The organism is Duganella sp. CY15W, assembly GCF_009857555.1.
In the GTDB taxonomy this organism is placed as follows: Bacteria; Pseudomonadota; Gammaproteobacteria; order Burkholderiales; family Burkholderiaceae_D; genus Rugamonas; species Rugamonas sacchari.
In genome coordinates, this window is record NZ_WWCQ01000001.1 from 2,124,771 (window position 1) to 2,137,547 (window position 12,777).

Annotated in this window: 11 protein-coding genes; 5 read left to right on the forward strand and 6 right to left on the reverse strand. The window is 61.3% G+C overall.

Annotated elements, in window-relative coordinates:
• Window positions 1–21: 21 nt before the first annotated feature.
• Window positions 22–1,467, reverse strand: coding sequence for a SulP family inorganic anion transporter (locus tag GTP58_RS09175; protein ID WP_161077143.1), 1,446 nt, complete (start codon window positions 1,465–1,467; stop codon window positions 22–24).
• A gap of 167 nt (window positions 1,468–1,634) precedes the next feature.
• On the opposite strand from GTP58_RS09175, the gene GTP58_RS09180 reads away from it, so the two are divergent.
• Window positions 1,635–1,862, forward strand: a complete 228-nt coding sequence (locus tag GTP58_RS09180; RefSeq protein WP_161077144.1) for a hypothetical protein — start codon at window positions 1,635–1,637, stop codon at window positions 1,860–1,862.
• On the opposite strand, the gene GTP58_RS09185 is transcribed toward GTP58_RS09180, so the two are convergent.
• The gene (locus tag GTP58_RS09185) at window positions 1,863–2,612 is read right to left on the reverse strand and encodes a Crp/Fnr family transcriptional regulator (RefSeq protein WP_161077145.1); all 750 of its coding nucleotides are present in this window, start codon (window positions 2,610–2,612) and stop codon (window positions 1,863–1,865) included.
• A gap of 232 nt (window positions 2,613–2,844) precedes the next feature.
• On the opposite strand from GTP58_RS09185, the gene GTP58_RS09190 reads away from it, so the two are divergent.
• Window positions 2,845–3,723 (forward strand): transposase, encoded by an 879-nt coding sequence (locus GTP58_RS09190; protein ID WP_161077146.1) that lies wholly within the window; start codon window positions 2,845–2,847, stop codon window positions 3,721–3,723.
• Here GTP58_RS09190 and GTP58_RS09195 read toward each other — a convergent pair.
• Entirely contained in the window at window positions 3,720–5,795 is a 2,076-nt protein-coding gene (locus GTP58_RS09195) for a TonB-dependent siderophore receptor (RefSeq protein WP_161077147.1), read from the reverse strand. The two genes, GTP58_RS09190 and GTP58_RS09195, sit on opposite strands and share 4 nt — an antisense overlap.
• 92 nt (window positions 5,796–5,887) lie before the next feature.
• On the opposite strand from GTP58_RS09195, the gene GTP58_RS09200 reads away from it, so the two are divergent.
• The 3 genes from GTP58_RS09200 to hmpA all read left to right on the forward strand — a co-directional run bounded on the left by GTP58_RS09200 (window position 5,888) and on the right by hmpA (window position 9,862).
• A complete protein-coding gene (locus GTP58_RS09200) occupies window positions 5,888–6,247 on the forward strand; it encodes a DUF2946 domain-containing protein (protein ID WP_161077148.1) in 360 nt (119 codons plus the stop codon).
• Window positions 6,248–6,316: 69 nt separating this feature from the next.
• On the forward strand, window positions 6,317–8,578 hold the full coding sequence (locus tag GTP58_RS09205; protein ID WP_161077149.1) for a TonB-dependent receptor: 2,262 nt from the start codon (window positions 6,317–6,319) through the stop codon (window positions 8,576–8,578).
• A 102-nt stretch (window positions 8,579–8,680) separates the two neighbouring features.
• Complete coding sequence (hmpA, locus tag GTP58_RS09210; RefSeq protein ID WP_161077150.1) at window positions 8,681–9,862, forward strand: NO-inducible flavohemoprotein; 1,182 nt, start codon at window positions 8,681–8,683, stop codon at window positions 9,860–9,862.
• 35 nt (window positions 9,863–9,897) lie between these two features.
• On the opposite strand, the gene GTP58_RS09215 is transcribed toward hmpA, so the two are convergent.
• The 3 genes from GTP58_RS09215 to GTP58_RS09225 are packed head-to-tail and all read right to left on the reverse strand — an operon-like array spanning window position 9,898 to window position 12,777.
• A complete protein-coding gene (locus tag GTP58_RS09215) occupies window positions 9,898–10,407 on the reverse strand; it encodes a hypothetical protein (RefSeq protein WP_161077151.1) in 510 nt (169 codons plus the stop codon).
• On the reverse strand, window positions 10,404–11,216 hold the full coding sequence (locus tag GTP58_RS09220) for a hypothetical protein (RefSeq protein ID WP_161077152.1): 813 nt from the start codon (window positions 11,214–11,216) through the stop codon (window positions 10,404–10,406). The genes GTP58_RS09215 and GTP58_RS09220 overlap by 4 nt, the downstream gene beginning before the upstream one ends.
• Complete coding sequence (locus tag GTP58_RS09225) at window positions 11,209–12,777, reverse strand: GspE/PulE family protein (protein ID WP_373924717.1); 1,569 nt, start codon at window positions 12,775–12,777, stop codon at window positions 11,209–11,211. The genes GTP58_RS09220 and GTP58_RS09225 overlap by 8 nt, the downstream gene beginning before the upstream one ends.

Genomic DNA, 12,777 nt, shown 5'->3' on the forward strand with positions numbered 1-12,777 from the left:
AAGGTGCGCCGTGACAGGTCATCATGCCGCAGCCATGACGCCCGAACGGTGCAGCAAGGTGGTGCACCGTTGCGACAGGTGCCGTACCTGCAAGGTCTTGCCGGCTTTGGCGTAACGCTCGCTGAGCGTGGCCACTGCGACCAGCGCGGAATGATCGGCCAGGCGCAGGTGGCGGCAGTCCAGCAGCACCAGGGCGGGATCGGCCTGCGGATCAAACAGGTCGTTGAAGTGCGCGATCGAGGCGAAGAACAAGGTGCCGTGCAGCGTGTAGGTCTTAACGTCCTCACCTTGCGTCACGTCCGCGCGGATCTCGCGGGCGTGGCGCCAGGCGAAGCTCAATGCCGCGATCACGATGCCGCACAGGACGGCGACGGCCAGATCGGTGGCGACAGTAATCGCCGTCACTGCCACAATCAGCAGCGCGTCATGACGCGGCACCTTGCCCAGCACCTGCAGCGAACTCCAGGCAAAGGTCTGCTGCGCGACAACCAGCATCACACCGACCAGCGCCGCCAGCGGAATCCGTTCAATCAGCGGCGACAAAAACAGTATAAACAGTAAAATCATTACGCCCGCGACCACGCCCGATACGCGTGTACGGCCACCCGAGCCCAGATTAATCATGGTCTGGCCGATCATCGCACAGCCGCCCATGCCGCCGAACAGGCCGGACGCCACATTGGCCGCGCCAAGCGCCACACATTCACGGTTCGGCAAACCGCGCGTTTCAGTGATTTCGTCGGTCAGATTGAAAGTCAACAGCGTTTCCAGCAGACCCACGACCGCCATCAAAAGCGCATACGGCAGCACGATGTGCAGCGTCTCCAGCGTCATCGGCACCTGCGGCAAGGCCAACGCAGGAAGCCCGCCGGCGATATGCGCCATGTCCCCCAGCGTACGCACCGGCAGATGCAAGACCTGCGACAGCACGCCGACACCAACAATCGCCACCAGCGCTGGCGGCAAGGCCCTCGTCAGGCGCGGAAGCAGATACACAACCAGCATCGTCAGCGCCACCAGACCGCCCATCCACCACAAGGCGGCGCCGTGCAGCCACAAACCATCCGCCTTAAAATGTTGCAATTGCGACCACGCAATCACAATCGCCAGGCCGTTGACGAAGCCCAGCATGACCGGATGCGGCACCATGGACACCAGCTTGCCCATGCGTAGCGCGCCAAACAGGACCATCATCAAGCCACTCAACAGCACCGTCGCCAGGAAGTATTGCAGCCCGTGCTGCGCCACCAGCGCGACAATCACCACCGCCATCGAGCCGGCCGCGCCGGAAATCATGCCGGGACGACCGCCAAACAGCGCGGTGATCGTACAAATAAAGAACGCGCCGTAAAGACCGACCAGAGGATTCAAGTGCGCCACCAGCGCAAACGCGATGCATTCGGGGACCAGCGCAAAGGACGTGGTCAAACCAGCCAGCGCATTTTTAGAAAAATTCGAAGACCACATGGGGAAAATAAGGGGAAAAGACGATGCAGAAAAGCAACAAGCCGGGTATTTTACACGGCTTGAAATGATTTCTCATCGTTATGGGTGAACTGGCGCACATTCAGAACCGGGGTGAGACGGGCACAATGGCATCGCATCTCCGATCAACCAGCCAGTCAAACTACGCCATGACTACCTTGATATCCGCCAGCTACGCCCTGCAAAGACAGAAAATCGCCGTCGAAAGAACGCTGTATGCACGTTCGGCAGAAGAATCCCTGCTGGCGGCCCGCTGGGCCAGCGCCTGGCACAAACTGGTGCAGCGCAAGCTGGATCAAGACCTGGCTGCCCGCATGCCCAAACCGGTGGGCTCGGATGGCTTCCTGATCCTGCCAGCCACCCGCGTCCTGCACTAATTACGCTGCGTAACGTTGTTGGACCGGGGCTGCGATCGTATTGTGGCCTTGATAGCAGCTGCCTGCGCGGCGTTCCATGCCATTCCGATCCAGCACCGTCACACAACCGCGGCGGTACGTAATCAACCCCTCCTGAGCCAGCTTGCCGGCCGCACCGGTGATGCTTTCACGGCGCACGCCCAGCATATTGGCGATCATTTCCTGTGTCACTTTCAATTCATTCGACATCGAGCGGTCCAGACGTTCCAGCAGCCAGCGGCACAGCTTCTGCTCGATGCTGGTGTGACGGCTGCCGGCAACGCTTTGGGCGAGCTGGGCAAACATCATGCTGGTATAGCGCATCAGCTGCTGGGCCAGCGGGCCGCCGGTGTAAAACACGTCGCGCAGCATCGAGGTTTTCAGGCGATAGCCATAACCGGCGGTCTGCACCACAGCGGAATAGCTGGCGCGCTCGGTCGGATTCAGCGCCACACCGACCACACCTTCGCGACCGACTACAGCGATCTCGGTCGTGGCGCCGTCTTCCATCACATACTGCAGCGAGACGATGGCATTGGTAGGGAAATAAGTGTAGTCGACGGTATCGCCAAAATCGAACAGGTGCTTACCTTCTGGCAACGTGACCAGTTCCAGATCACTAAACAAAGCCAGCAGATCGTCACGCGACAAAGCGCGCAGCAAATCATTCTGTTGCGCACCGATCAGGCTGACGGATGGCGATGCGGCTGGAGTGGAGTGGATCGTGTTCATGTTTAAGCCCCTGTGAATATATGTCTTGTCGATGTAGACACTATATCCAGCGACCTAAACAGCCGGTATAGGAGCACCTTGTAGTCCTGTGTAGGCTGCGAACATTGCAAAATGTCATCTTAATCCTACACTCCGGGGTCAGGTCCGTCTTTTCTACACGCGCTCAGCTGTAAACCGGGCATTACATGATTTAGAGCAACTCACGTTAGCGGTGCTGACATAGGCTGTGGGAATGACCCGACCTCTCAGAATCCAATACCCCGGCGCGCTGTATCACGTGACCAGCCGTGGCGACCGTAAAGCGCTGATCTTTCGCGACGACACCGATCGCGCAGTGTGGCTGCAGCTGCTGGGGGAGGTTTGCGGGCGCTTCGGCTACGCGGTCCATGCGTTCTGCATGATGGGGAATCACTACCATCTGCTGGTCGAGACCATCAATGCCAACCCGGCTTTGGGAATGCGGCATTTGAACGGGGTGTACGCCCAGTATTTCAATCGGCGACATGATTTGGTGGGGCATGTGTTTCAGGGGCGTTATCACGCGGTGCTGATCGAGAAGGAAGCGCATCTGCTCGAACTGGCCCGCTATATTGTGCTGAATCCGGTGCGGGCTCAGTTCGTCACACAACCACAGCATTGGCGTTGGAGTAGCTTCAATTTCACTGTGGCCGTGTTGCCGCCGCCAAGCTGGCTGGAGACGGATTGGCTGCTGTCCAAATTTGGTCCCAATGCAAATGCCGCCAGGGCGGCCTACCATCAATTCGTCCTGAACGGACTCGGTATCAGTAGCCCGTTGCAGAACATCTATCGCCAGCTCATGCTTGGCAGCGCGGAGTTCATCCGCCAGCATCAGCAGACAACATTCTCGGACCACATTGACGGCGTCTCCCGCCAGCAGCGCGGCGCACTGGCCCTGCCATTGCAAGCCTATCGCGACAAATTCCCCGGCGACCGCAACACAGCAATGGCAGCCGCCTACCAGACCAACGCCTACACCATCACCGCCATCGCGCGTGCGTTTGGCGTCTCCCACGCAACGGCCAGCCGTGCCATCAGACAAGGCCTACCGTTGAGTTCGTGTAGAAATGACGGACCTGACCCCGGAGTTTAGTAACTAAGGTGGAGCTGGACGTAGGCGGTGCGGGGCGCGCCGACCATGCGGCCGGCATTGCCGTCGACGTTGCGGGTGTAGTAGCGCTTGTCGGCGAGGTTGTTGATGCCGGCCGCGATTTCATACGCTTTCTGTTTCCACGATACTTGGGTATTCCACAGGCGGAAGCCGGGCACGATGCCGTTGCTGCCGTTGGCCGCTTCGGTCACGGTGTTGGCGGTGTCGGCGTATTGCTTGGTCTGGTGCGTGGTCGACAGGTTGGCGGTCCACGCGCCTACGCGGTAGCGCGCGCCGAGGGTATCGGTGTTGCGCGAGTAGAACGGTACCTCCAGCCCCGCCGTCGCGCCCGATTTCTGGATGGCTTTGGTGTAGGTGTAGTTGGCATACACGTTCAGGCCCGCCAGCATACTGGCTTCGTCAAAGCTGTAGTCGGCGGCGGTTTCGATACCGTCATGGTTGGTCGCACCAAGGTTCTGGAAGGTCGCCGGTGTGATGCCCGGTACTTGCAGGATCTGGTTGTCGAACTTGAGTTTGAAGGCGGTCACTTCGGCACTCACCGATGCGCTTTTCCAGCGTGCGCCCAGTTCGGCGGTCTTCGCCAGTTCCGGCGTCAGCGGATTGTTGGGCGTCTGCGAGTTGAGCTGGGTGTTCTGCACGGCGCCAAACGAGGTGGTGTAGTTGGCAAACACGGTCAGCGCGCGGTTCACCAGGTAGGCGACGTTCAGCGATGGCAGCGCTTTGTTGTTGTCGGTCTCGAAGCTGGCTTTGCCGTTGACGTCGTTACGGGTGGAGGAGATTTTCTCGTAACGCACGCCCGGCGTGACGCGCCATGCGCCCAGCGCGATGCGGTCGTCGATGTAGGCGGCGTGGGCATCGGTGCTGTTGATGAAGGTGGTGGTGGCGCCATTCGCGCCGGTGGCCACGGTTTGCACGTAGTTGTTGTCGTCGCCGCGCTCGCGCAGGTAGCGGTAGCCGACCGTGACGTCGTGGGTCAGGCCGGCGGCGTTGAAGCGCTGCGTATAGCGCGGTTCGACGCCCAGCACTTCGTAGTTGCGCGGCTGCCAGGTGATCTGGGTCTTGGCCGTGTTAATCAGGGCGCTCTGGCGGAAGCTTTCGTTGTAGTAGGCCTTGACTTCAAATTCCTGCGTGGCCGAGATGGTGTTGAGGTAGCCAACGTCCACACCACGGCGGTCGCCACTCCAGAAATCGGTCGGACGGGTGTTCTGGAAGGGATCGGCGTTGTACTGCGCCACCGTCAGGCCGCCCGGCGTACGCGACAGCACGTCGTAGTAAGAGACTTTGCCGTACAACTCGCTGTGGGCATTCAGCGGGTAGCGGAATTTCAGCGCGACGTCGTTGACGCGTTCATCGCTGCCCTTGCGCCATTCGGCACCTTCCATGCCCGAGTACATCAGCGCCACGCCCAGGCCATTGCTGGCGGTGCCGCCCACAAACGCGCTGTACTGGCGGTTCTGGCCGCCTTCGCCGAAGTGGTTGTAGCGCACGCTGGCGTCGCCGCTGATGCCCTCGCCTTCGGGAATGGCGCGGCTGCGGAAGTTGATGATGCCGCCGACGTTCTGCGGACCATAGCGCACGGCGCCGCCGCCACGCACGACGTCGATCGAGTCGATGTTATTCAGGCTCACGGGGGCGAACGACAGCTGCGGCTGGCCGTATGGCGCCACCGCCAGCGGAATGCCGTCCAGCAGCACGGTGGAACGCGGCGAGTAACGGCCGGTCAAACCCCGTACGCCGATGTTCAGCGAGATGGCGCTGCCTGCCGTGCCGGAGTTGTCGGTCGTCTGCACGCCCGGAATGCGGCGCAGTACGTCGCCGATGTTGGCCGCGCCGGTCTCGGCGATGTCGTCCTTGTTGACGACGGTACGCGCGCCGGCAAAATTCTTCACGCTGTTCTGCAGGCCGGAGCCTAGCCAGCTGCCTGCGACCTGAATCGTTTCCATCGGTGCGTCTTCGGTTTGCTGGGCCTGCGCGGCCGAAGCCAGCAGGACGGACACCGCGGCAGCCAACGCGGTCAATTTGAATGGCGATACGCTCTGGGACAATGCAGACATGGGAAGAATTATTGTGGAATAAAAACGGTGTGAATGATAACACTTCTCATTCTCAATTTCTAGCTATTAAGCTTATAGGCTATAATTGAAAGATGTTTAACGCTCTCCGACGCCAAACGCTGCATCTGTGGATTGCCATGCTGGCCGTCCTGTTTGCTGCGCTTGCGCCGACCGTGTCGCACGCGCTGGCCTCGACCACCGAGGCCAGGCTGGCGGAGATGTGTTCGGTCGTGGATGCCGGCAAAAAGGCGCCAACCAACACCATGCATGGCATGGAGCACTGTCCCTACTGCGCGGTGCATGGCACGGCGCCGGCGCTGCCAACCAGCTTGTCGAGCGGTTTCGCCGTCATCGGCGGTCACGATTTCTACCCACCGCTGTTCTACACGGCACCGCAACCGCTGCACACCTGGCGTGCCGCCAGTCCGCGCGGGCCGCCTGCGCTTTCCTGATCTTTCCGCTCTTGTTTCCGTTATCCCGTAGAGGATAACGGCTATCTATCCGCATCATCAGGAACACCCATGAAAACCACTTTGTCTCCCCTGGCATTGGCGCTGCTTGCCGCCTTTGCCACCTGCGTCCACGCTGAAGACGCGCCCCAGCATGTACTGGGCACGGTCACCGTGAGCGGCAACCGCCCTACTTCGCTGCCGACGCTGATCCCGACCACGATCGAAGGCATCACCAAGGAAGAAATCGAACGCGATATCAACGCCACCGATGCGGAAGACGCATTGAAGTATCTGCCCAGTCTTCTGGTGCGCAAGCGCTACATCGGCGACTACAATCACGCCGTGCTGTCCACGCGCGCTTCGGGCACGGGCAACAGCGCGCGTTCGATGGTGTATGCGGATGGCATCCTGCTGTCCAACTATCTGGGTAATGGCGCGACATTTGCGCCGCGCTGGGGCATGGTCAGCCCGGAACAGATTGAACGCGTGGATGTGCTGTATGGCCCGTTCTCCGCTGCCTACGGCGGCAATTCGGTAGGCGCGGTGGTGGACTATGTCACGCGCATGCCAGACAAGTTCGAGGCGCACGCCAGGCTGACGCTGACGCATCAGCCCTTCAAGCTATACAACACCAACGATAACTACGACGGCAGGCAAGGCAGCTTCGCGCTTGGCGACCGGCATGGCGCCTGGTCGTGGTATGTGGACCTGAACCGCACCGACAGCGACGGCCAGCCACTCACCTTCCCCAACCGCGCCGTCAGCACCACTACCAGCAATGCCGGCGTGCCTGTCACGGGCGCTGTGCAGGGTCGGGACCGGACCAACAATCCGTGGTATCTGCTTGGCACGGCCACGCAGTACCACACGGTGCAGGATCAGCTCAAAGCCAAGGTGGCATATGACTTCTCGCCCACCATGCGCGCGACCTACACTTTTGGGCTGTGGCGCAACGATGCGCAAGGCCGCCCGAATACTTATCTGCGCGACGCCTCAGGCCAGCCGGTCTACCGGGGCCAGGTCAATATCAATGGCAGCAGCTATACCCTGAACGACACCGATTTCAACCTATCCAACGAAGACCTGCAGCATGTCATGCATGGCCTCACGCTGAAAACCAATACCAGGGGTGTCTTCGACTGGGAAGTGGCCGCCAGCCTCTATGATTACGACAAGGACCAGCTACGCGCTGCCACCGTGGCGCTGCCCGGCGCGCTTTCGGGCGGCAAGGGACGTCTCGTGAATCAGGGCGGCACGGGCTGGAATACCTTTTCCGCCAAGGGCGTGTGGCGCCCGAACGAGGAGCATATTGCGGAATTCGGCTATCAGCGCGAAGCGTACAAGCTGGCCAGCATTGAGAATGCAACCGACGACTGGATCAACGGCGCGCCAGGCAAACGTAACGCCGCCTTCCAGGGCAAGACTGAAACCAACAGCCTGTATGCCCAGGACATGTGGAAGTTCGCATCGCAGTGGAAGACCGTGCTGGGTGCCCGCTTTGAACACTGGCATGCACATGACGGCGCGACCTCGAATGCCGCTGCAACCGCGTCGCATCAGCAGCGTAGTGAGAATTACGTGTCGCCGAAAGCCGCGCTGGCTTATCAGGCCAGCGACGACTGGGTGCTCAAGGCCTCGCTGGGCCGCGCGGTCCGCATGCCGACGGTATCGGAGCTGTACCAGGGCGGCGTCAATGCGGCCGGCGAACTGACCAACAATGACCCCAATCTGAAGCCGGAGAAGTCCTGGACCACGGAGCTGTCCGGGGAACGCAAACTGGTGGACGGCTATCTGCGCCTGACCGCGTTTGGCGAACGCACTGCGGACGCGCTGTACACGCAGATCAACGCTCAGACCCTGGTCAATAACATCCAGAACGTGGATCTGATCCGCACCAAGGGCCTGGAAGTGTCCTACGCCCAGAATGATGTGTGGCTGCGCGGTCTGGACTTGAGCGCCAGCGCGACATGGACCGATTCCAAAATCATCCGCAACGATAAGGCGCCAACCAGCGTCGGCAAATGGCAACCGCGCATCCCCGAATGGCGCGCGACCGGTGTGGCGACTTATGCCGTGAACGACCAGTTGTCCGTCACGCTGGCGGCGCGCTACAGCGGCACGCAGTATTCAACGCTGGATAATTCGGACGTCAACGGCTTTGCCTACATGGGCGCCAGCAAATACTTCACCGTCGATACGCGCCTGCGCTACCGGTTCAATCAGCAATGGAGCATGGCGCTGGGCGTGGATAACCTCAATAACGACAAGTACTGGAACTTCCATCCGTATCCGCAACGGACCTACGTTGCTGAATTGAAGTTCGACCTCTAAGCACCTGACGAAGCGCCACGGGATTCCGTTGGCGCTTCGTGCACGCTTAAACATTCATATGATATACTTGTTTACGTCGTAACCCACTGAGAGACTGAAATCATGCTGAGCACCGAACATAAAGCCATCATTACCGCCACCGTCCCATTGCTGGAAACCGGCGGCGAAGCCCTGACCCGTCACTTCTATCAGACGATGTTCCGCGACTATCCGGAAGTGAAGCCGCTGTTCAACCAGGCCAACCAACACGAGGGCCATCAGCAACGCGCCCTGGCCAATGCGGTGCTCATGTACGCGAAGAATATCGAGAAGCTGGAAAACCTTGGTCCGCTGGTCAGCACCATCATCAACAAGCACGTCTCGCTGCAGATCCAGCCGGAGCACTACCCTATCGTGGGCGCCTCGCTGCTGAAGGCCATCCGCGAGGTGCTGGGTGAGGAAATCGCCACGGATGCGGTGATCGAGGCATGGGCTACAGCCTACGGCCAGCTGGCTGAGATCCTGATCGGGGCGGAAGAGAACATCTACAAGGAAAACGAACAGGCGCCAGGCGGCTGGCGCGGCGCCCGTGCTTTCAAGGTGGCTTCGAAGACGGTGGAGAGCGACGAGATTACCTCCTTTGTGCTGACACCGGCGGATGGCGGCCAGGTCGTGGCGCACAAACCGGGCCAGTACATTGGGCTGACGCTCAACATCAACGGCACTGGGCAGCGCCGCCAGTACTCGCTGTCCGCAGCAGCGAACGGCGTCAGCTTGCGCATCAGTGTAAAGCGCGAACCCGGTGGCCTGGTGTCCAACTTCCTGCATGACCAGGTCAACGTCGGCGACAGTCTGGACGTGTTCCCGCCAGCAGGCGACTTTGTGCTGGCGGACAGCGACAAACCGGTGGTGCTGATCAGTGGCGGTGTAGGCATCACGCCGACGCTGGCCATGCTGACTGCGGCGTTAAGCAGCAATCGCCCGGTGCACTTCATCCATGCCGCGCGCCACGCCGGCGTGCATGCGTTCCGCGATCATATCGATGCGCTGGCGGCCAAACACCCGCAGCTGCAGCGCTTCTACTGCTACGAAAACGCCGATACGCAAGCACCGCTGCCGCATGCAACCGGCTATCTGAATCCGCAACAGCTGTCGGACTGGCTGCCGGTCACCCGCGATCTGGACGCCTACTTCCTCGGCCCGACGCCATTCATGAAGGCCGTGAAATCACACCTGGCGGAACTGGGTGTGCCGGTCTCGCAGACGCACTATGAGTTCTTCGGTCCGGCGGAAGCACTGGCTTGAACCAGTGATGACAGGCGGGATGGTGCGGCTTGCGTTCATCGCGATTGCACCGTCGCCCGCACCGCCGTCTGGCTTCCCTGCTGGACCTGATAACCGGAGACATACCAGCGCTCCCCGTCATCACCTTCGTTGAGGCTGGCGACAAAGCGCATCAACGCGTCCGTATCGCCCGCCTCCACCGCCAGGCTGCTGCGGCCACCCTGTTCATGCGAAAACGACAGCACCGCCAGATTCGGCGTATCCGCCTGCTCAAGCGTAGACAGTACATTATTCCAGGGATAATGCAGCGCGGCTGCCACCTGCTGCTCCGCTTTCAAACGGGCCTGCACCACGGGTGCGAGTGCGACGCGACGCTGCTCTTCATGATGGCGCGCGTCGAGCTGCGCGTTCACTTGTGACAGCTGACGTTGCAGCACCAGCGATTCCTGATGCGCAAGCTGCCAGCGCCATCCAAACAAGGCGGCGCAGGTCAACGCCACCGTCAACAGTCCATACCAGGCCCACGGATGCTGGCGACGTGGGATAAATTCCAGCGTCAGTTTCATGCGCTGGCCTCCGCTGGCTGGATAAAGTATAGATCGCGGAAATCCGCGAGCCTGTCCTGGCCGGGTGGCAGAGCAAGCTGCAACTGCGGATAGCCGGCGGCCATGCCGCGCCGGGATGACGTTGACACCATACGCACGTCAACGCCAGCCTGTGTGCCGTGCGTGAGACGATTCAGCTCGCGTTCCAACACCAGCGTTTCACCGCGGTGCGGGAATATCAGCGCGGACAGCATCTGCGTCCCGGTGCCGGTCAGCGACACCAGCACCTCGTCCTCTACAACGAGCAAAGCGCGCAGCTCACCTGCACGCCATTGCGCATCGGCGCTAGCCGCGTTCCACAACACGCCAGCCAGCGGCCGCACCGACTCCAGTACCAGGTCATGATGTGCCGCCAGCGCACGCAGTTGCGCCAGCAGGGCAAGCGGCATCGCGCATATCACCGACTTGGCTACATGGTCACCGGCGCGATCGACTGTGCAAGTCCATTCCGCTGGCGCCAGGCCCAGTTCACGCGCCAGCAGCGCCATGGCGACCGCTTCCAGCTCCACTGGCGACGCCACTTGCGGCGGCATGGCTGCCATCAGCAGCTTGCACAGCGCAGCGCCCATATAAACACGCAGGCGACGCCGCAGCGGTCCGATGGCCGGTATGGCACGTGCCGGCAAGTCGGGCAATGCCAGTGTGGCCGGATCGCGGACATCCCAGGACAGCGGCGGCAAATCGGTCAGCCGCCGCTGCCATGGCAGCAAGGACTCCAGGCGCAGACTGGCCCGCCCCGCCGTCAGATGGAGGTGCAGCACCTCATTCATAATCCACCACCCGTTCCACTTCGTCGATGGTGGTGACGCCGCTGGCCACCAGGTCGAGCGCCCGCAAACTCAGGGGCCGCACCTGCAAATCCAGCGCGTAGCGTTTGATGTCGGCGACGTCGGCACGGCGCAGGATCATGGCACGTAAATGATCGTCCACCGGCAGCACTTCGGCGATGGCCCGCCGTCCCTTGTATCCCGTATGGCGGCAATGCTCGCAGCCGCAGCCGCGCTGCAGCCGCACCTCGCCGGCCACCACGCCAGCGCGTTCCAGGCGCGCCAGCAAGGCGTCATCGGCCACGTCGGCCTGGGTACAGCGCGGGCAGTTAATCCGGATCAGGCGCTGCGCCACGATCCCGTTCAGCGCCGACATCACGCTGTACAGATCAATATCCATGTGCGCAAAACGGCTGATGACATCGAATACGCTGTTGGCGTGCACCGTGGTGAACACCAGGTGGCCAGTCAGCGCCGCCTGTACGGCGATTTCCGCTGTCTCCGAATCGCGGATTTCGCCCACCAGGATCTTGTCCGGATCATGGCGAAGAATGGAACGCAAGCCCTGCGAGAAAGTCAGCCCCTTCTTTTCATTGACGGGAATTTGCAGCACGCCAGGCAGCTCATATTCAACCGGATCTTCGATGGTAATGATCTTGTCCTGTTCGGTACGGATTTCGGACAGCGCCGCGTACAGCGAGGTGGTCTTGCCACTGCCGGTGGGGCCTGTCACGAGCAGCATGCCATGCGGTTTTTTTGCCAGGCGACGGATGCGCGCCATGGCGTCTTCGTCCAGGCCCAGGCTGGCCAGCGAAATCACGTCCGTCTCGTCGCGCAACTGGGTTTTGTCCAGCAGGCGAACTACCGCGTCTTCACCATGAATGCTGGGCATGATCGAGACACGGAAATCCAGCTCGCGCTGCCCCAGCGTGACACGGAAACGGCCATCCTGCGGTACCCGGCGCTCGGCGATATCCAGCTGCGCCAGTACCTTGATGCGGGAGATGACTTCTTCCGCACGCTGCACATCGGCCATGTCGGCCGCCGGCACCAGCACGCCGTCCAGCCGCAGTTTGACGCGCACACCGCGCCGGTCGCATTCGAAGTGAATGTCGCTGGCGCCCGCGCGCCAGGCGTCATAAATCGCCGAATCGACAAAGCGCACCACCACGCTGCCGCTGCGCTCTATGCTCTCCAGCGAAATGCTGTTGCCGCCATCCGCAACGCCAGCATGCGGCAGCGTCCCGCCTTGCCCCAACTGGCTGGAAGCCTTGATGCGGCTCTGCGCCTCTTCCAGCGCCGCCTGGATATCCGCCGCCGCTGCCCATCCAAGTTCAGGATACAGGCCGGTGCGGTTGGACAGCCATTGCAGCTGCTGTTCATCCCACGGCTGGGCGACCACGAACAGCAGCCCGTCACCCTGCTCCAGCGGATAGATGCCGCGGCCGATGCAATCGGTAAAACCGATACGCTGCAGCTGCGGTGGTGCGGCGCACAGCTCCTGCAAGGAAAAACAGCGCAAGCCGTATGCTGCAGCGCGCGCACGGTCGGTTTCCAGATTCAC

Coding starts and splice junctions, on each gene's coding strand:
- GTP58_RS09175 (WP_161077143.1), bottom strand. CDS start 1,467: ATGTGGTCTTCGAATTTTTCTAAAAATGCGCTGGCTGGTTTGACCACG.
- GTP58_RS09180 (WP_161077144.1), top strand. CDS start 1,635: ATGACTACCTTGATATCCGCCAGCTACGCCCTGCAAAGACAGAAAATC.
- GTP58_RS09185 (WP_161077145.1), bottom strand. CDS start 2,612: ATGAACACGATCCACTCCACTCCAGCCGCATCGCCATCCGTCAGCCTG.
- GTP58_RS09190 (WP_161077146.1), top strand. CDS start 2,845: ATGACCCGACCTCTCAGAATCCAATACCCCGGCGCGCTGTATCACGTG.
- GTP58_RS09195 (WP_161077147.1), bottom strand. CDS start 5,795: ATGTCTGCATTGTCCCAGAGCGTATCGCCATTCAAATTGACCGCGTTG.
- GTP58_RS09200 (WP_161077148.1), top strand. CDS start 5,888: ATGTTTAACGCTCTCCGACGCCAAACGCTGCATCTGTGGATTGCCATG.
- GTP58_RS09205 (WP_161077149.1), top strand. CDS start 6,317: ATGAAAACCACTTTGTCTCCCCTGGCATTGGCGCTGCTTGCCGCCTTT.
- hmpA (WP_161077150.1), top strand. CDS start 8,681: ATGCTGAGCACCGAACATAAAGCCATCATTACCGCCACCGTCCCATTG.
- GTP58_RS09215 (WP_161077151.1), bottom strand. CDS start 10,407: ATGAAACTGACGCTGGAATTTATCCCACGTCGCCAGCATCCGTGGGCC.
- GTP58_RS09220 (WP_161077152.1), bottom strand. CDS start 11,216: ATGAATGAGGTGCTGCACCTCCATCTGACGGCGGGGCGGGCCAGTCTG.